The following is a 19503-nucleotide window of genomic DNA, read 5'->3' on the forward strand; positions in this document are numbered from 1 at the left end:
ATAAGGAGAGTGATATGTTGAAGAAAACTATACTCCTACTAAGTGCCACAGCGATGATCATGCCTGTGAGCAGCGCGTTGGCTGAGGGTGATCGAGGTTCGAGAAAAGAGCCAACCTTTAAGGAAAGATCAAACAAATCATCTCAACGACAAGCGCGAAGCTCGCGTAACCGGTCACAGGATAGCCGAGCCTCTCAAAGAAGATCAAAGCGTTCCGAGGCATCGCGACAGAGTAGAAGCAGGCAAGAAACTCGCTCCAGCAGCCGCAGTAGTCGGCAGGAAAGTCGTGCTCGTACTCGTAGTAACTCCCGCGAGGCTTTTTCGGCGCCATCAAGAGTAAGGCAGGACAGGGTTGAGCGTCCTCGTCAAACTGCGCGGCAAGAAGTTAGACGACAGACAGGTAACACTCGTGGTTCTCGTGCAACTGAAAGAAGGCGGGAGCAGGAATACACTCGTTCCAGATCAAGTTCATCAAATGAACGTCGCTCTTCTGTAACTTATCGCCCTTATGAGGCGGAAACACGTGCCCGCCGTGATGAAAATCGCCGTACGCAACAAGCACGCAGGGATGAGCGTCATCTTGAACGTACAACACGTAATGGAAACCGTCATGTTACACGTTCGGTAAACAGGCACTCGAATACTGTGTATTCTTCACATAATCGACGTTCAAATGCCTATAATACACGCCGTACATACAGTGAAAATAACAGGCACCGGAATTATTATGATAACCGCAGAACACACGTGCGGAATAAATATTATTATAATCGGAACTATTATTATGACCGCCGCTATAGACACCGTTCCAATAACTATTGGTATGTGAATGTATTCCCATATAGCTGGCACTTTGGTTATTACACCAGTCGTTATGACCGGTTCGATTATGGTTATTGGTATGGCAACCGTTATTATGATTATTATGGTGACTGGCCTTATCACCGTGGTTTCTATCATACCCATGCTTCTTGGGGCTGGTTCCATAATCACGGCCACTACCACTATGGGACATACTGCCCAGGCTATAATAGTGGTTATTATTATGAGCCAACACACGCCCATTATGACAATGACATAGATGGCGATGAATTTGCCGGAGCGCTATTAGGTGGTGTTGTTGGCGGTATCATCGGTGCAGAAATTGATGGTGGTCGCAATAAAACAACAGGGGCTGTAATTGGCGCTATCGCTGGTGCAGTAGCCGGAGCCGCTATCGCTGATGATGACGACGATTACGATTATGATGGTCGTCACCGATATGAGCGTGAAGCATATGTGCCACCAAGTAAAGCTCGGTCATGTGTGCGCTATGAACCCGTTGATGGTGGGTATGAATGTGTAAAATGGGCTAAAGATTAGAAGGCCTATCACCTGTAGAATAACAAGGCGGCTTATGAGCCGCCTTTTTCTTTGGTGTGTGGAAGATTGAAGTGCAGGACTATATATCCTGTGACGCCAGCCAAAAGTGACCCGATTAAAATACCAAGCCTTTCATCAAATAACTTGTTCACACCTGTTTCTTCAAAGGCCAGTGAACCAATGAAAAGGCTCATGGTGAAACCGATGCCGCACAGGATTGATGTCCCCCAAAGTGTGCTCCAGTTCATGCCTTTTGGTAGTTCAGCAAGTTTAAGTTTGATACTCAGCCAGCATAGACCGAATATCCCGATTTGCTTTCCAATAAACAGGCCAAGGATGATACCCAGCGGCATGGCATGTTTGATATCAGCAATACCAACGCCAGAAAGATTTATCCCGGCGTTACAGAAGGCAAAAACTGGGAGGATGATAAAGGCCACAACAGAGTGAAGATCATGCTCCAGGCTTATAAGAGGAGAGGGCATATCTTCGTTTTTATGTTTCATCGGAATAAACGCCGCTAGAAGCACACCTGCCAGCGTTGCATGGACACCAGATTTCAAAAGAGCAATCCACATAACAGCGCCAAGGAAAAAATAGACACTGCGTTCACCTACTTGCATTCGGTTCAGTATAAATAGCCCAAGCGTACAAACAGCAGCAATCAGCAGCGCAATCATTGATATCTGACTGGTATAAAACAGAGCGATAATGAGAATGGCGCCGATATCATCAAAGATAGCGAGTGAGGTTAGGAATATTTTGATGGTAACAGGTACTCGGTTGCCAAGCAGAGATAAAATTCCAAGTGCGAACGCTATATCTGTTGCAGCTGGAATGGCCCAGCCTTTAAGCGCTACCGGATCATCCATATTAAACCAGATATAAATAGCAGCTGGTATAAGCATGCCGCCAACAGCACCTATGCCAGGAAGTATGATGGAACCCGGTTTGGAAAGTTCTCCGATAAGGAGTTCTCGTTTAAGCTCTAGCCCAACAAGCAGGAAGAAAATTGCCATCAGGCCGTCATTCACCCACAAGAGGAGAGGTTTAGCTATTTCAAGCGCACCTACGCGCACTTCAACAGGGGTATCAATAAGAAGACTGTAGAATGAAGAGAAGGGGCTATTAGCGAGAATAATTGCCAATAGTGCTGCTATGATAAGCAAGATACCACCGGCGGCTTCCTGCTGAATGAATTGTTTGAAATAGTTAGAAGCTGTCTGGTGCATAATGTTTCCTATCACAGTGCCCAACTATGATATGGAAACATATGTTGATATATAAAAGCTATAGAAAAACCGATTTTTCTATAGCCGTTGTCTATCAGTAATTTTCTTTTGGCTCGTTATCTTGTCGGTCATTGTAGGTGTGTTGCGCACCATTTGGATCAAAGATAATCCGGCTTCTTGAACCACTGAACAGAATGTTTACGGGTGTACCAGCAGGGAAAGGTTGATCATCAACCTGCACCAGAGTTACACGGTTTCCACTTTCGGTAAGAATGATGTATTCAAAACCGCGTCTATCACTCGCAGATTTTTCAATGCTGTTACCGATTAGGCCACCAATAAGTGCGCCGCCAATTGCGCCAATTACACCACCAGCACCGTCACCAACAGTTGAACCAGCAGCAGCACCAACTCCGGCACCAGCAAGTGTACCTACGCCGCTGTCATTATTTTCAATCTTAACAAAACGGTAGCTCTCAATTGTGCCACGTTCTACACGGCGAACTTCACCAACAGCGCTGCCGTCGTAGCTGTTAGAAGAATAGCTCGGGCCACATGCTGCTACAGCAAGAGCGAGAGGCAGGGCTAAAGCAAGTTTGGCTGTTTTTTTCATTGTTTGTGTCCTGTGCTGCTTTTTGTTTCCATACTATTTGCCCGCCAATAACGGCGGGAAGATGGCAATTTTTAGCAATTTAAAGGAACAAAGCTGAACGGGACTTGAATAGAATTCTAGGAAGCGATGATATATTGGTCTCGGCCATTTTCTTTTGCTTGATAGAGAGCTTCATCAGCCTTTTTAATCATATCATCTATTGACAGACTGCGCTCAAAACACACACCAAAACTGGCGGTAAAGGAAACGACACCTTGCTCTGTTTCAATGGCGATGCTTTTAATAGCAGCTTGGAGACGAAGGAAGAATTCCGGCGCTGCTTCTTTGGTTAGGTTAGGCAGTAAAAGACAGAACTCCTCACCGCCAAAACGAGCCGCAACATCAGATTTTCTGATAATTCCTTCAAGGGCTTGAGCCATTTCCTTTAGAGCTACATCACCTATGTCATGGCCGTAAGTGTCATTGATCTTTTTGAAGAAATCTATGTCAATGATAGCAAGTGCTAGCGAATTATTTTCTCGGTTAGAGAGCGCAAGCATGGGCTCCGCACTTTCAAAAAAAGCTCGGCGGTTAAGCATGCCAGTTAGAAAATCTCTGGTCGCGGCATACTCAAGCGTTTTAATTTGATCTTGAATCTTGAAAAGGCTGGCAAGGCGGCATTGAAATTCTTCCGGTGAAAAAGGTGTGCGTAAAAAATCATTGGCGCCATATCTCAGATACTGAGCGGCATTATTGGTATGTTCATCCAGAATTGTCAGTATTGCAACTTTAGCAAAATCAAATTGTTTTCTGAGTGCGGTCACTAGTTGAATGCCGGAGCCATCCGATAGTTCCTCACCTGCAAGAACCAAGTTGATGTCGTCTTGTTTTTCAAGAACTTGTTCTGTTTCTTTGATGCTGTCACATACCCATACAGACATTTTCAGAGCAGTAAGTGTTTGTATCTGTTTTTGCCGTTCGCGTTTGTTTGCGTTCGCGATCAAAATTTTATGTTTGTTGGGTGACAGGAAGTTGGTAACGACATCTAATAAATAGTTCACCGCAACAGGACTGTCTTTTACCACATAGTCCAGAATACCCTTCTGAAAGAGCCGAGACTTCAAGTCACTGTCATACTGACCGGAAAATACAATGGTCGGGATATCATGCTGAATGGTGAAATCAACACTTTCACCTTGTGTGGCATCGGGCAAATTCAGATCGACAAGAGCTAGATCGTACGATGTCGAACCATCAGCAAGCTTAGCTTTGGTTTCTGCGTACGTAACAACATGATCAACTTCTACATTTTCCAAGCTCGTCAGTTGTTGCTGCATAACTGCAGCATAAAACTTGGAATCTTCAACCAATAAAATACGTTTTGCGGGCGTTACGGGCACATTGACCTCTGATTTTATTTTGTACAATTAAGAAGGTAATCGCATTCCTTTAATAAAGTATAAAAAGGCGAGTGTAATCAATAGGTAACATATTTGTTTAAAGTTATCATCGGTATAATGGGGTTGAGTGTGTATGACCAATACGTTGATTTCTTTTGCAGTTAAACCAGTTTCGCAGGCGGAGCTTTGCGGCGTAGCTTATGATAGGTTTTGCGCAGATGAGGAATTAGTTGCTATTCCTGTTGTTGATAAAGGAATGCCTGTTGGCCTGCTAAAACGTGTTGATTTCCTTTCTAAACTGGCAGACCGTTTTGGCCGTCCACTTTTTGAAGCCAAACCTGTTTCAGTACTGATGGACCCGAATCCTGTGATTGTGGAAGATACTTTCACCTTAGATATTCTTAATAAGATGATGGTGGAGGATGAAAGCGCTTTGCGTGACGGTTTTATCATCACTGAAAATAGCTTTTATAAAGGGATCGGGACAGCAGCAGAGCTTTTAAAGGCTAATATGGCACGTGCTGAAGAACGTATGATGGCGCTGGAGCTTGCTCAGATGAAGGCAGAAAGCGCTGCCCAGGCAAAAGCAAGATTTCTTGCCAATATGAGCCATGAACTTCGAACCCCACTGAACGCTATTATCGGGTTCTCTGAATTGATTATGGGGAAGCCTAAAGAGGAAGCAAATTCAGCGGATGTAAGAGGGTATATTCAGGACATTCATCACAGCGGTAAACACTTGCTAGGTGTTATTAACTCTATCCTTGATATGTCAAAACTTGAAGCAGGCGCTTTCCAATTGAGTGAGGATTATTATTCACCAGATGAAATTTCTGATCAGGTAATGCGTATTATGGAAGGTATGGCCTGGACTAAGAAAATTTCACTGACATCATCTGGGTTCAATAACAAAGACGAATTATTGATTGATATTCAGGTCTTCAGGCAGGCGGTTATCAATTTGGTTTCCAATGCCATTAAATTCTCGCCAGATAATGCTACCGTTCGCCTGGAATATAATATCTTGCCGAACTCAGGAGTTAAAATCTCGGTCATTGATAATGGTCCGGGTATGGACCCAGAGAGCCTTAATAAGGTTATGGAACCCTTCGTGCAGGTTGAAAGTGGTCATAATCGAAGATTTGAAGGAAGCGGTTTAGGGCTTTCCTTGGTGAAAGCTTTTGCAGAGGCACATGGAGGCTACTTTGAACTAAAAAGCCGTATGGGGAAGGGAACAAAAGCTTCAATCATTTTGCCACCGCACCGTTGTTCCCATGAAAATGTGGTTACACTTGCACTGTAGTTGGCCTAAAAATTCTTCGTAAATCCTAATATCTTTGCTACAGTAAAGTACAAAAGTGGCAATTGCCCTATAATAAAATCCTCTCATCATATGTATTGAACAAGCCGGAAGGGACCTTGTGCAAGCTTTGCGCTGCACGAGAAAATTGGCTGTTGGAGGATGATATGGGACAAAAAGACAGGGATTTATATGATTATGTAGCTGACCGTTTAGCCGCCGCTGAAGATGGCAGAGCGGAAGCGCTTTATGATTTGGGACTTCTTTATTCTACGGGGCAAGGAGTTGATCGGGATTATGTAGCTGCGCATAAATGGTTCAACTTGGCTGCGGAACGGGGCGTTAACCGTGCAAAGGTTGATCGTGAAGAGCTTGCTCATGAAATGAGCCGCAGAGACCTTGTTAAGGCGCTTAAGCAGGCACGTGAGTGGTTGGAAGTTCATTAAAAAAAGGCGGCTCAATTGAACCGCCTCTTAAATGTTTTGGTGTGAAGGAAATTAACCTTCAGTTACATCCAGTGCTTTTGCAATAATGAAGGCAACATGATCACGGTGCGCTCTTGTTGCTGCATCACCACGCCAGCGCGCCATATTTTTCTCAATTTTCTTGAGGTTGGCTAGGGCGTTTGATTTTGCCACATAATCATAGTTGCCAGCATTCATGATACCGATCAAACGGTTCACATAGTGCAGCTGAAGCTGTTGGCGCAGTGTATTTACGGCACCGCGGCTATCAGCATCGAAAATAGCAGATGTCAGATCATCCATTACTTCTGTAATTGAGTATGTGTTGCCGTATAGAGCGCTATCACTGATACGCTGCAGCGTATTTGGATGCAGCAGATGCGACAGGATAATACCTTGGAAGCGACCTACACGGTTATGAACGCGTGGATCTTCACCACCAAAGTGGAAGAAACCACGACGCTGAATACCAACGTGTTGCAACAGATCACTGCTTGCTTCAAACGCATCTGGAGAGAAGATGTAATCAGCAAGAAGCTTCATTGCTTTACGCTGCTTTTCTTCTTCAACAGGACGGTAAGGTGCTGTAGCACCCGGCTGACCAGCAACAGAGCGGTCTACATACACACCACCAATATAGCGAGATGCGATATTACCGTGGCTATACATATCGCCAGTTACAACAGCATATGCATCGCGTAGTTCCTGATAGCTTTGACCTTCTTTAGTGAACTTCTGGCGCAGAGATTTAAGCGCTTCCTTGTTCATCTTCAGACGGTCTTCAGCAAAACGAACTGCATCATCAGTCATATCAAAGATGTTTACACGAGGATCAATGCCGCGGCCTGGTGCACGCATATCATCTGCATCGTTACCAAAGGCCAAACCTTTCTCGTTTGAACGGGCGAGGTGTGCCTTACGAGTTTCAGGGTCTTCCATGTCTGGTGAATAACCAAACTGAATAGCCCAGATGTCATAATCACCGGGACGGATGGTGTAATAATGTGCCTGCTCTTTGCCTTTTGGTGCAAAGTTAATAGCAGGATAATCCATTACAGAACCGGCAAGGCCGTTACCTTGAGCATCCATATCATATGTTGTTTCATATGAACGGGCTTGTGTTGCTTTCATATTGTGATTCAGGCCAAGAGTGTGACCAACTTCATGAAGCATCAGGTAGTAAATAGACTCTTCAACAAGACGACGTGTTGTTGCTTCATCACGGCCTTGCGCAAGAGAAAGGGCTTTACCTACCATATTATTCAGCTGGATCTGGCCTGCCATATTACAGTTTGCTTCGTGGGCGCGGAGGCGGTCCATAAAGCTTGCTGTTTCATCGTCATGCTCTTCATGAATAGCTGCACCTGCATCTTCAAATACGTTGCTTGAACGTAGGCGGTTTGTGATGAAGCTATATTCAAGCATGATATCAGCGCCAAGAATCTGGCCTGTATATGGGTTTGTGAAGCTTGGGCCATAGCCGCCGAACGGTGGTGTTGGGCTCGATGTCCAACGCAGCACGTTATAGCGAATATCACCTGCGTCCCAATCAGCATCATCAGGCTGCTGCTTCACAACAACTGCGTTTTTGAAGCCAGCTTGCTCAAACGCAATGTTCCACGCTTCAACAGCTTTTTTGATTGTTGGACGAAGCTCAACCGGAGTTGTGTTTTCCATCCACCAAACAATTGGCTCTACTGGCTCTGAAACTGCTGCGTTTGGATCTTTTTTCACAAGATGCCAACGATTGATCATATCGCGCCACGGGGTTGCCGAATGCGATGTCATATCGTTTACATAATCAAGGAAGTAACCAACGCGCGCATCATCCATGCGAGGTTTGAAATCATTCTCAGGCATAGCAAGTAGTGTGTGCTGCATGCGAACATTCACGTTACGTGCATCTGTAATTTCAAAACCATTGCCGCCATTTGCTGGAGCTGGGTTTGAGAATACATAATCAACTGTAACTGCTGTATTTTCCGGGTAGTTGTTTACGTCAGAAATACGTGTTTTTGCCTTGGAAACTTTGCCTAGGCTAAATTGCTCCCAAGGTTTTACCCGCGGGTTACCACGAGGCTTGAGACGGTCAAATGCTTCTGTTTTGAAGAGTGTATCAGCATCGATCAGATAACGGACACCATTTTCTTCCTGATCTTCCTTAGCGTTCTTTGCTTTAATCTTGCTAACTGCAATAATGGAAGGGCTGATGTTTGCATCTTCTGCACGAGCGAGTGCATTATCCTGATCAAAATAGAAGAATGGGTTTTGCTGAACAAACTCGATTTTATCGAAGTGCTTGTTAAGCTTGAATACTTTTTGCTGGCGATATTGACCACGGAAGTGACCACCTTCAACAACACCGTTTTCAATGTGAGAGAAGTAGATGAAATCTTTTCCGATTTGATCTTCGGAAATTTCCATCATCATTTTGCCTGTTTTCTTATCGCGGTAAAGCTTGAACAGGCCATCCATTTCCTCGTGGTCCTTCACAAGGTCTTTGATGGTTTTATCTTTTTTCTTCTTCTTTTTCTTTTTGTCGGCTTTTTCGCCGTCTTTTTTATCCGCTTTCGCTTTATCTTTTGTGTCAGCTTCTTCCTGCTTTTTTTCAGCAGCAGGTTTCGCAGGTTTATCATCCTGAGCGATCGCAGGTGCGCCAGTTACTGTAAGCGCCCCCAGCGCTACACCAGCTAGCAGGTGACGAAACTTAAGTTCCATTTTAATCACCGTGTTTTCTCCTTGTTGAAGGCCTCGCTCGGCCGTTAGTTATAGTTATAAATGCCCAAGCTTGCACATTGGTACAGTGTAGCAGACATAGTCAATGCTTCGCCGCACGCTTTAACGCGCAGAATGAACATTTGAACGCATTTGATGGAAATATCAGTAGATTAACGAGACTCACGCAGGATAGTTTTGAAGCGCTCAATGATGTCATCACATGATGTTTTAGGCTTTTTTACAGTAGCTGCCGTCATGGTGTTTTTGAATTCCAAACGGCCTAATACTTTTTGATAGTCATCGCGAGCAAGAAAAGCGATTTGCGCATTTGTTTTCGCAATATATTCTTCAAGAAGATCATCTGCCACTTTGCAATATTTCGCACCACCAGCAACAACGCCGTTATTACGAGCGTAATTTAAAATAGTGTCTTCTTGCTTTTTAGAAGCGCTTTGCGCATTTGCAGCCGCTGTAGTTGCAACAGTCACTGTTAGGAGGGATGTGATTATTGTTTTTCTTATCAAAGACATATCTTTATCCATTCGGTGTCGTTCACTTGATAAACACTAAAGCCCATAAATGTGGCAAGCAAGTGGATAAATACTAATTAAACTCAAATGTGACTGGGCCAGTACCTTCGCGAATGTCGTCTGTTTGTTTGTCACCGTTTACCACAGCCATTACCGTATTGGTTTGCCCCGGCAGATCATCCAGCAAAACAGCATTCATTACTGAGATTTTTTTAGGAGCTTCCGGGAGATCTGCTTCCAAGTACATGTAAATCATTTGATCTTGCATTTCAAAACCCAGATAACTGAGGGGGACTACTTTACCATCACCTAAGATCAGTAAGTTTTCTTCCATATAAGAAGGGATAGCGGCAGAAAGTGCTTCGTAGTCATTGTCGTCGAGGAAGGTCATGCGCCGATCAGCCATAACTGAAAGCTTGGCTTCCAATTCATGAGAGAAGATTTCAAACACAACTTCTATAGAATTATCGCTGGCATTCCAGTCTATGCGGGTAAAAGAGGTATAAACGTTATGGGGAGCCGCAGGTAGCGTTCCTAAAAGTAAAATAGCAGCGCTGACCAATGAAATTATAAACGGCCGCATTGTGTTCTCCCGACTTCAATCTAGCTGAGTTCGTACCCTACAACACGGTTTCTGCCAAATGATTTTGCGCTATAAAGCGCCTGATCTGCTCGATCAAGGGCGGCTTCGATTGTAACTTCACCTTTATTCCACTGAGCAACACCTATACTACAAGTGAAACGAAGCTTTTCATTATCGCTTATAGTCCGGTTGTCAGCCACATTTTTACGAACAGATTCTGCCATTCGAACGGCATCATTAATTTCTGTATCTGGTAGGATTGCGGCAAACTCTTCTCCACCCATACGTCCAATAAAGCCTGCATCACCGATCGTTGTGGTGGCTATATTTGCAAAATCACGGATAGCGACATCACCAGCAGCATGACCATAGGTGTCGTTGATGCGTTTGAAATAATCAATATCCATCATGAGCACCCAAATACTATTGGTTTTAGTGTTCTGAATTGTTTCTTCGCCCATTGATGTAAAGCGGCGGCGGTTCCAAAGACCCGTGAGAGAGTCTGTATTGGCAAGGCGTGTTAACTCTGCCTGTTTTTCCTCAAGCTCCGCTTTTGCATGGAAAAGCTGCTCCGCAAGTTCCGCATTTCTAGCGGCATCTTCAGCAAGCAGGGTAGTGTGCATTGCTTTATCATTTTGTGCTATGTGCATTTGAGAAACATCACGCAATGTCCATATTCTGACCTGCTGGTTTTCAAGCGGTTTTGTTGATCGTTCTACAGTTACGTTGTCTTCAAGAAAAACGGTATCCGTAAACTGTAGATCAGGTGCTGAAAGCACGGCGTCTATTACATCATTTGCTTGAGTGGCATTGGTTGCCAGTTCATGCCATTTCCCGAAAAGTTCCTTCACGTTTTTGCATTTAGGGCAAAATTCAATGAGCTCACGTGCCGCGGTGTTGCAAGTGATAATCACGCCGTTCAGGTCTGTAAGTAATATTGCCTCATCTAAATCATCTGGGTTGAGGCGCCAGTTTGGTGATGCTTCCGTATTGACGGGCGCTTTCTGGATGAAAAACACAGAAACGCCAACTACAAGTAGAACGCCACTAGCTATCAATAAGCATTCTCTAAGCTCATTGGAAATATCGGGAGCAAGCGCGCTTAACAGAAGCACTAACGCGAGAACCGATATAAAGATATTTACCCTATATTCTTTACGCAAAACAAACTGCTCTTATTGTAAAGCTATACCCCAAAACGAGGCTACGTTAGTCTCAATATACTGTTGAGTCTATTGTTATTCTGTTAACAACAAAAAAGAGGGGCCTAAACCCCTCTTTATCCAATTTAAACTAGAATTATTAGTTCTTGTTGGCTTTTGCCTTGGCGGCTTTTTCTGCTCGCTTTTTATCGGCGAGTACGCGCTGCATCAGGTTCTTACGCGCGGAGCCTTTGAACATTTCAACGCGGCTTTCCATAGCGCGTTCAGGCCAATAGTTGTTTGCCATTTCCACATCGGCAAGCTCGTGATGTGGATCAAGTATGATGTTTTTGATCTCTTTATCGCGTACAAGCATTTTTGTGGCTTTCTTGGCATTTTTACGCCAGATCTCAGCAGGTATACGAAGCTCTTCAGTAGTGCCGTCTGTATATTCAATCGCGAGGACGAGAGGCATCACTAAACCGCCGATGTTTTCGAAATCAATGAAATAGATTTCATGGCCGTGTTGCAAAAGTTCACGTTCCCAGTCTTTGAGGCCTTTAAGCTTGCGCTCATAGCCTTTTTTCTGACTTTCTGTCACGGTGAACTGATCGTACTCATTATAGAAATCAAGCAATTCAGGGAATTTGTTCACGCGTGTGTTGATGCCTTCAGCCTGGTTGCGGAGCTCAGCGATGTAATCACGGTCTGAAAGTTCTTTCTCTCGTTTAATCTGTGCTTCGGTTTCAGGATCTTGTGCGAGGCGTGCGTGTGTAAGACCATTAATGGCAATATCCACATGGTCCGTAGAATAGAACCAACCGCGCCAGAACCAGTCCAGGTCTTGAGCTGAAGCATCTTCCATGGTGCGGAAGAAATCAGCTGGATAAGGGCGCTTAAAGGCCCAACGTTTTGAATATTCTTTAAAGGCAAAGTCAAACAGCTCTCTACCCATCACTGTTTCGCGGAGAACATTCAGTGCAACAGCTGGTTTGATATAGGCATTAGGGAAATAGCCAAGAATGCTATCAGACTGGGTCATGATAGGTGTTTGGTTTTCACTCTGCATATAAGGAATAGCTGCACGTGGATGGCTATAACGAGATGGATAGTATTCTTGCCATTCGCGTTCGGCACGAGATTGGAGGAAACTGTTCAAGCCTTCATCCATCCATGCCCAGTTACGCTCATCGGAGTTGATAACCATTGGGAAATACACATGGCCAATTTCGTGAATAATCACGGAGATCAGGCCGTATTTTGCGCGGCGGCTATATGTACGCTCTTCTTCACCGTCTTTATCTTTGGTGATGGTTGGGCGTGGGCCATTTGATGTGATCATTGGATATTCCATACCGCCACCGATCGGACCATTTACTGACCAGGCAACAGGGTACGGATATTCAATTGAATAACGACTGTATGTTTCAAGCGTGTGAGCAATTGACTGTGTGGAGTATTTATCCCAAAGCGGCATTGCTTCTTCTGGGTAAAGAGACATTGCAAGAACAGTGCGGTCAGATTCAGGCATTTTCACGCCCCATGCGTCCCATACGAATTTACGAGAAGATGCGAAGGCAAAATCACGAACATTTTCGGCCTTAAAACGCCATGTTTTCGTATTGTCTGTGCCTTCTTTTTCATTCTCCAATGCTTCTTCACGGTTCACGATGAAAACAGGGCGCTCGGCGGTTTTAGCTGCTTCAAAGCGTTCGCGTTGTTCTTTTGTTAGAACTTGCTTGGCGTTTTGCAGTTCGCCGGTTGAGCCAACGATGTGATCAGCAGGAACAGTGATTTCCACGTCATAATCGCCGAACTCAAGTGTGAATTCACCTGTGCCGAGGAATTGTTTGTGTTCCCAACCGGCAAGGTCAGTGTATGCCGCGAGGCGAGGGAACCACTGTGCGATGAAATAAACATCATTGCCATGACGTTCATAAGGTTCGAAACCGCCCCGTGCACCCATCTTTTTAGCTTCAGGGATATGGTACCACCAATCGATATCAAACTCGATGCTTGCGCCCGGTGCTAAAGGCTTAGGCAGGTCAATACGCATCATGGTGTCATTGACCACGTAATCGAGCTTCTTGCCTTTTGATTCCACCTTTGTGAGATGAAAACCCCAGTCTGTACCTTTGGTCCGTGCAATATAATCCATCGCATAATAGCTTAGGCGTTTTTTGGCGCGGTCGCTTTGGGTCATTGTCTCAAAAGCATCAGAGTGTTTTGAGAACTTATTCTGATCCATCTGAAGCCAGAGATAGGTGAGCGTATCAGGAGAGTTGTTAATATATTTAATATTCTCTGAGCCAGTGATCGTGCGCTTTTTTTCATCCAGCGACACCTTGATTTTATAATCTACTTGCTGCTGCCAGTATTCGTGACCAGGTGCACCAGAACCTGTGCGGTACACATTTGGTGTTGGTAACTGTTCCTCAAGCTGACGGAATTTATCGACAAAGTTGCCTTTAGTTTGCTCAACCTGCGCTGCCGCGGGCAAAGCAATACATGCGGCTAACATTAAGCCCCAAATACGCATGTGTTTCTCCCCAAGGTATTTTAATTGTGTGAAACTTTTCTAAGTTAGGGGCGAGAGTAGGATGGGGCAGCCTGTTAGGCAAGTTACCTTCTAACAGTTTTTTTATTTTTTTCGAAGGGGAGCAAAAGAGCTTTTCGTATCTGAGATGTAATTAACATCAAAACCAATGAAATGGTCGCGACGGAGGATGATAATGAAAAGCAAGACAGTCTTGAAAATGTCTCTTATGGCTGCAGCGTTCGGCTTTGCAGGTACAGCAGCCATGGCAGAGGGATATGGGGAACGTTTTAAAAAAGCTGACACTAACGGCGATGGTGCAGTGTCTCACACGGAAATGATGGCACAGGTGCAAAGCAAGTTTGCCGAGTTTGATAAGAACGGTGATGGTTTTATTGTTCTTGATGAACTTCCTAAAGAAATGCCAATGGGCGAAAAACGGTCCAAAAAGCTTGAAAAGAAAAAAGAGAAAATGGAAAAGCGCCTTAAAGAAAAGGGTGTGGAAGATACAGATGCTTTCATGAAGAAAATGCATGACTGGAAGCCAACTCGTATGAAATTTATGGCGCGCCATGATCGTGATGGTGATGAGCGTTTGTCTGTGGAAGAATTTGGGTCACGTATGATCCATATGTTCAAGCGTATGGATGGTAACGGTGATGGCTCGGTAACAATGGCAGAAGCGAAAGAAGCGAAAGCTAAATTCGCGAAGAAGCGCCATAGGAAGCATAAACGGAAACATCGTGGCTAAATCCTCGCTTTTAGCCTGATGTGTTTGAAACGCCCGAAGCCCCCTTAACTTTGCCTTCGGGCGTTTCTTTTATTAAAATGACTGCCCAATCTTTGCCTTGCTTCGGAATTGTTGGTTGTTGGATAAGAAATTATTGATCAACAGATGGTGTTCAATGGCTTCTGAGACTTGCCCTTTTGTGAGGCGAGCGCTAGTGTGCCGCAAAATTCTGAAATATATAGGGCATTCACCATGTTTAAAGGTTCTATCACAGCGCTAATTACACCAATGAAAGATGACAGCAGTGTTGATACTTCTGTTTTCCAGAAATTTGTGGATTGGCAGATAAAACAAGGAACACATGGTTTGGTGCCTGTAGGCACAACAGGGGAAAGCCCGACACTTACGCACGAAGAACACAAGCTTGTTGTTCAGCTTTGTGTGGAAGCCGCAGATAAGCGCGTGCCTGTTATCGCGGGAGCAGGCTCTAATAATACCGTTGAAGCGGTGGGCTTTATTCAGCACGCTGAAAAGGTTGGGGCGGATGGGGCTTTGATCGTAACGCCTTATTATAATAAGCCAAGTCAAGAAGGGCTTTATCAGCACTTTAAGGCCATTCATGATGCTGCTGATCTGCCGATTATTATTTATAATATTCCGGGTCGTTCTGTGGTTGATATGTCGGTTGAAACAATGGCGCGTTTATTTGAACTGCCACGTATTGTTGGTGTGAAAGATGCGACAGGTGATATGAACCGCTGCACAGATCAACGGGCGGCAATGGGCCCTGAGTTCGTTCAACTGTCTGGTGACGATTCGTCTGCGCTTGGCTTTAATGCAATGGGCGGCGTTGGTAGCATTAGTGTTTCTTCTAATGTTGCCCCAAAACTGTGCTCTGAATTCCAGGAAGCCACACTAGCTGGTAATTTTGCGAAAGCGTTAGAGTTACAAGATAAGCTCTTGCCTCTTCACCGTGCAATGTTTATGGAACCAAGTCCGGCGCCTGCAAAATATGCAGGCTCGCTCATTGGCACATGTGGTGCTACAGTTCGTATGCCGATCTTGCCAGTTTCTGATGAAGCAAAGACTGCTATCCGTAAAGCTGTGGAAGATCTAGAACTGGAAACTGTTGATTTTGGATAAGTAAACGTGGCTGCAAAAAAGAAGAAAAAAGATAAAGCCCCAAGCCGTATAGCTGCAGATAACCGTAAAGCCCGTCACCTTTATAGTATTCAGGATGAATTTGAGGCGGGCATTGTGCTCACTGGTACCGAGATTAAATCACTGCGCAGTGGTGAAGCTAATATTCGAGAAAGTTATGCTGAAGAAAAAAATGGCGAACTTTGGCTGATTAATGCACATATCCCTGAGTTTTCACACGGTAACCGTTTTAATCACCAACCACGCAGACCCCGTAAGCTCTTGATGCATAAGCGCGAAATCAGCCGACTTGGTGGTGCCATTCAACGTGAAGGCATGACCCTTGTACCGCTTCGCATCGTGTTTAACGAGAAGGGTAGGGCAAAGCTTGAGCTTGGCCTTGGCAAAGGTAAGAAGCTTCATGATAAACGTGAAACTGAAAAGCAGCGTGATTGGAACAGGCAGAAAGCTCGCTTGATGAAAGACCATTCCTAATCTTAGGCTGGGATGGTTATCGCAAACCTTACCGGGCTATCAGCTCTGCCACATATAATTTCATTCTTTCCTGGACGTAGCTTAGCTGTTGCCGATGTACTGTATTTGCTGATGCTTTTGCCGTTAACAATAGTGCCTTGCTGGCTACCCATATCCCGGACAATATAGCCGCCGTCTCTTCGCAATACTTCGAAGTGATTATCGCTAAGTTCTGGAATGCCGTGGAGTGGCACTTTCAGGCTGGAGGGGCTAACGAGGCTATGCTGCATTTTTGAGGATATATTCCCAATGCCAAAAGGGAAGTCTTTAAGCTCTACATAGGTAAGGAATTTATCTGCAACGAGCCGAGAAAGCCCTTCAATTGTAGGGTATTCGCTTTTGAAGTGCTGTATTTGATGTTCGCTCTCTGCCTGAATAGCTTGTACAACGCTGTAACTGTTCCTCAGGCGAGCTGCAAGGGTGTGCACAACGTGGCGAACGAGCGGATCAGAGAAGCTGCGCCTGAAGGCATTTGCCTCAATGAAGAGTGTGGTTGTTCTATCAGCAGATGATTTTGCGGTAACGGAGTGAGACTGTTGTTTGATAGCGCTTACTTCACCTAGTAGTTCTCCTTCGCCAATAGTGGCTACATGGTAAGCATCATCTCCTTCCTGCCGCCAGATTTCCACCTGACCCTCCATAATCATATAGACGCCATCGCTTTCAGCACCTTGCCGATAGATGGTGTCCCCTTTTTGGAAGAAACGTTCTTCACCTAATGAACTTTCAGCGCTCATTTTGTTCCCTATAGATATATGAACAACCGTGGAATGGTATTTATTTATGTACAATTCTGTATGATAGAATAGAGATATTAATCAATGGTTTCAATCTATTACGATATTTCATTATATTCTTCATATTTTGTTTCTTTGCGTGAATTGCCAGTTTTATTCTCCTTAATGGTGTAGGGCGTAGGATCTTGTTACGGAAATGGTTCGATGCATTTTTGCAACAGATAATGAGAATTGATCTCAAGTTTCATGTTTCTAGGTAAGAGTGATTTGCAAAATCATTATATGAAATGCTAGACGGCCTCCATAACTTGTTAAACCACTCTGTCCCCATAGGAGTTACTATGAACTTCAATCTTAAATCAGGTACAGCGCTTGCCGCACTGCTTATCGGTGCAACTGCTGTAAATGCTGCAGAAGTTGCGCAGCAGAACGCTGATGATATTGATGAAATCATTGTTGAAGGCCGTTATCTGTCTCTAGACAAGATTAACGCTGTTAAAACACCAACACCGATTATCGATGTACCGCAGAGCCTTTCAATCATTTCTGCTGATCAGATCATCCGCCAAGGCTTTACAAGCGTTAGTGACCTGGTTCTTTACACTCCTGGTGTGAATAGTTCACAAGGTGAAGGTCACCGTGATGCAGTAGTTTTCCGTGGCGTACGTTCAACAGCGGACTTCTATATCGACGGTGTACGCGATGATGTTCAGTATTACCGCTCTTTCTATAACCTTGAGCAGGTTGAAATCCTTCGTGGCCCTAATGCGCTTTTGTTTGGTCGTGGTGGTACAGGTGGTGTTCTGAACCGTGTGACGAAAAAAGGCGTAATCGGCGAAGACTTCTTTGGTTATAAAGCAAGCGTAGATACTTTCGGTGCGTTTGATCTTCAGATTGATAACAATCTGGCTGTTAGCGAAAAAACTGCCTTCCGCTTGAATGCATATTATGAAGAACTCAATAACCACCGTGATTTCTATGATGGTGAGCGTATTGGTATTAATCCAACATTTAAGTTTGAACTTTCGGAAGCTACAACAGTTAACCTTTCGTATGAATATATTGATAACCAGCGCTTCATAGACCGCGGTATCCCATCTGTGAATGGTCGCCCAGCTGAAGAGCTTGTAGATATTACATTTGGCGATCCTGACATTAATACTACAACGCTTGATGCACATGTTTTCCGCGCCAGCGTTGAGCACCAGTTCAATGATAGCTTTAAAGGTAACTTTAGTGCGTCATACGGTGATTATGACAAGCTCTATTCAAACTTCTTCCCTGTTGCTTACGATGCGGCATCAAATGAAGTTACACTTGACGGTTATGTTGACACCACACAGCGTAAGAACCTGATTTTGTCTTCAAACCTAATTGGTGAAGTTGATTTTGGTGGTTTCGGTCACACTATTCTTGCTGGTGCTGAGTACATTGATACAGTTAACAATAATGACCGTTTCAATTCATTCTTTAGTGGCTCACAAGATGACCGCGAAACATTCCTCGCGACACGCCCACTAAGCCTGAATAACGGTGTTGGTACTAATGCTGCTGGCGAAGCAACAACAAATGATTTCTCGGTTGACTTGAATGATGATACCGAAGCTGACCTTGAAGTATTCTCTCTATATATTCAGGATCAGATTGAAATCTCTGATAAGCTAGATCTTATCATTGGTGGTCGTTTCGATACCTTCAAAATCCGTGTTGATAATGTTGAAACATTCATCAACACTGGAGAGAGAGAAATTCGTGAGCGTAGAGATTCAGAATTCTCTCCACGTCTAGGTCTTGTGTTCAAGCCACAGGAAAATATTTCGATTTACGGTAGCTTCAGTGAGAGCTTCCTCCCGCGTTCTGGTGAGCAGTTTGCTAATATTAACCAGACGACAGAGGCGCTTGATCCAGATACATTCCAGAATATTGAAGTTGGTCTGAAGTGGGACTTCGCTGATAGCCTGAGTTTTACTGCCGCTTTGTTTGAAGTTGAGCAGAGATCACCAGTTGTATCCGATGCGGATGCTGGTCAGCTTGATATTATCGAGAGTGAAATTCGAGGTATTGAAGTACAAGTGCTTGGCCAACTTACTGATGAGTGGTTCGTATCTGCCGGCTATAGCTATCTTGAAGGTAACCAAACTAATGGCAACCGCGTACGCGAGCTGCCTGAACACACAATCAACGTGTGGACTAATTATCAGGTAACTGAGCGTTTTGGTCTTGGTGCTGGTCTTACATTCCAGGATGAAAGCTTCTCAGATAACGGTAACTCTGTAACGCTACCGAGCTTTGTTCGTATCGATGCTGCTGCATATTACGATCTAAACGACAGTGTACGCCTACAGGTGAACGTGGAAAACCTAACTGATACAGAATATTTCCCAAATTCACACAATGCAAACAACATTACAGTTGGTGCACCGCTTAACGCTCGTTTCTCTATCACGGGTCGTTTCTAGGCTTAAAGTTCTAGTTATTGAATGAATAGGGCCGGGATGTTTCCC

General features: G+C 44.4%; 16 protein-coding genes. 7 read left to right on the top strand and 9 right to left on the bottom strand.

What is annotated here, in order from left to right:
- The first annotated feature begins 14 nt into the window (after nt 1–14).
- Nucleotides 15–1361, top strand: a complete 1347-nt coding sequence (locus MF542_RS08960) for a glycine zipper 2TM domain-containing protein (protein WP_247018216.1) — start codon at nt 15–17, stop codon at nt 1359–1361.
- A gap of 32 nt (nt 1362–1393) precedes the next feature.
- Here MF542_RS08960 and nhaA read toward each other — a convergent pair whose 3' ends face one another.
- The 3 genes from nhaA to MF542_RS08975 form a co-directional block, all read right to left on the bottom strand.
- Entirely contained in the window at nt 1394–2593 is a 1200-nt protein-coding gene (gene nhaA / locus MF542_RS08965) for a Na+/H+ antiporter NhaA (RefSeq protein WP_247018218.1), read from the bottom strand.
- Between the two features lie 94 nt (nt 2594–2687).
- The gene (locus MF542_RS08970; protein ID WP_247018220.1) at nt 2688–3206 is read right to left on the bottom strand and encodes a glycine zipper 2TM domain-containing protein; all 519 of its coding nucleotides are present in this window, start codon (nt 3204–3206) and stop codon (nt 2688–2690) included.
- Nucleotides 3207–3322: 116 nt separating this feature from the next.
- Nucleotides 3323–4585: a GGDEF domain-containing response regulator gene (locus MF542_RS08975; protein ID WP_247018221.1), complete on the bottom strand. Its 1263-nt coding sequence runs from the start codon at nt 4583–4585 to the stop codon at nt 3323–3325.
- Nucleotides 4586–4718: 133 nt separating this feature from the next.
- On the opposite strand from MF542_RS08975, the gene MF542_RS08980 reads away from it, so the two are divergent.
- On the top strand, nt 4719–5888 hold the full coding sequence (locus tag MF542_RS08980; RefSeq protein WP_247018223.1) for an ATP-binding protein: 1170 nt from the start codon (nt 4719–4721) through the stop codon (nt 5886–5888).
- A gap of 164 nt (nt 5889–6052) precedes the next feature.
- Nucleotides 6053–6331, top strand: a complete 279-nt coding sequence (locus MF542_RS08985; protein WP_247018225.1) for an SEL1-like repeat protein — start codon at nt 6053–6055, stop codon at nt 6329–6331.
- 51 nt (nt 6332–6382) lie between these two features.
- Here the strand turns inward: MF542_RS08985 and MF542_RS08990 are convergent, their stop codons facing one another.
- The 5 genes from MF542_RS08990 to MF542_RS09010 all read right to left on the bottom strand — a co-directional run bounded on the left by MF542_RS08990 (nt 6383) and on the right by MF542_RS09010 (nt 13861).
- Nucleotides 6383–9067, bottom strand: coding sequence for a zinc-dependent metalloprotease (locus MF542_RS08990; protein WP_247018227.1), 2685 nt, complete (start codon nt 9065–9067; stop codon nt 6383–6385).
- A 170-nt stretch (nt 9068–9237) separates the two neighbouring features.
- Entirely contained in the window at nt 9238–9609 is a 372-nt protein-coding gene (locus MF542_RS08995) for a hypothetical protein (RefSeq protein ID WP_247018229.1), read from the bottom strand.
- A 61-nt stretch (nt 9610–9670) separates the two neighbouring features.
- Entirely contained in the window at nt 9671–10180 is a 510-nt protein-coding gene (locus MF542_RS09000) for a DUF6702 family protein (protein ID WP_247018231.1), read from the bottom strand.
- A gap of 20 nt (nt 10181–10200) precedes the next feature.
- A complete protein-coding gene (locus tag MF542_RS09005; RefSeq protein WP_247018233.1) occupies nt 10201–11343 on the bottom strand; it encodes a GGDEF domain-containing protein in 1143 nt (380 codons plus the stop codon).
- 139 nt (nt 11344–11482) lie between these two features.
- Complete coding sequence (locus MF542_RS09010) at nt 11483–13861, bottom strand: M1 family metallopeptidase (protein WP_247018235.1); 2379 nt, start codon at nt 13859–13861, stop codon at nt 11483–11485.
- Between the two features lie 193 nt (nt 13862–14054).
- On the opposite strand from MF542_RS09010, the gene MF542_RS09015 reads away from it, so the two are divergent.
- The 3 genes from MF542_RS09015 to smpB all read left to right on the top strand — a co-directional run bounded on the left by MF542_RS09015 (nt 14055) and on the right by smpB (nt 16223).
- Complete coding sequence (locus MF542_RS09015; RefSeq protein WP_247018237.1) at nt 14055–14609, top strand: EF-hand domain-containing protein; 555 nt, start codon at nt 14055–14057, stop codon at nt 14607–14609.
- Nucleotides 14610–14840: 231 nt separating this feature from the next.
- Nucleotides 14841–15731 (top strand): 4-hydroxy-tetrahydrodipicolinate synthase, encoded by an 891-nt coding sequence (dapA, locus tag MF542_RS09020; RefSeq protein ID WP_247018240.1) that lies wholly within the window; start codon nt 14841–14843, stop codon nt 15729–15731.
- Nucleotides 15732–15737: 6 nt separating this feature from the next.
- The gene (smpB, locus tag MF542_RS09025) at nt 15738–16223 is read left to right on the top strand and encodes an SsrA-binding protein SmpB (protein ID WP_247018241.1); all 486 of its coding nucleotides are present in this window, start codon (nt 15738–15740) and stop codon (nt 16221–16223) included.
- 2 nt (nt 16224–16225) lie between these two features.
- Here the strand turns inward: smpB and MF542_RS09030 are convergent, their stop codons facing one another.
- A complete protein-coding gene (locus MF542_RS09030) occupies nt 16226–16999 on the bottom strand; it encodes a cyclic nucleotide-binding domain-containing protein (RefSeq protein WP_247018243.1) in 774 nt (257 codons plus the stop codon).
- 341 nt (nt 17000–17340) lie between these two features.
- Here MF542_RS09030 and MF542_RS09035 point away from each other — a divergent pair, with 341 nt between their 5' ends.
- The gene (locus tag MF542_RS09035; RefSeq protein WP_247018245.1) at nt 17341–19458 is read left to right on the top strand and encodes a TonB-dependent receptor; all 2118 of its coding nucleotides are present in this window, start codon (nt 17341–17343) and stop codon (nt 19456–19458) included.
- Nucleotides 19459–19503 lie beyond the last annotated feature (45 nt).

This window comes from Kordiimonas laminariae (genome assembly GCF_023008165.1).
GTDB classification, from domain to species: Bacteria; Pseudomonadota; Alphaproteobacteria; order Sphingomonadales; family Kordiimonadaceae; genus Kordiimonas; species Kordiimonas laminariae.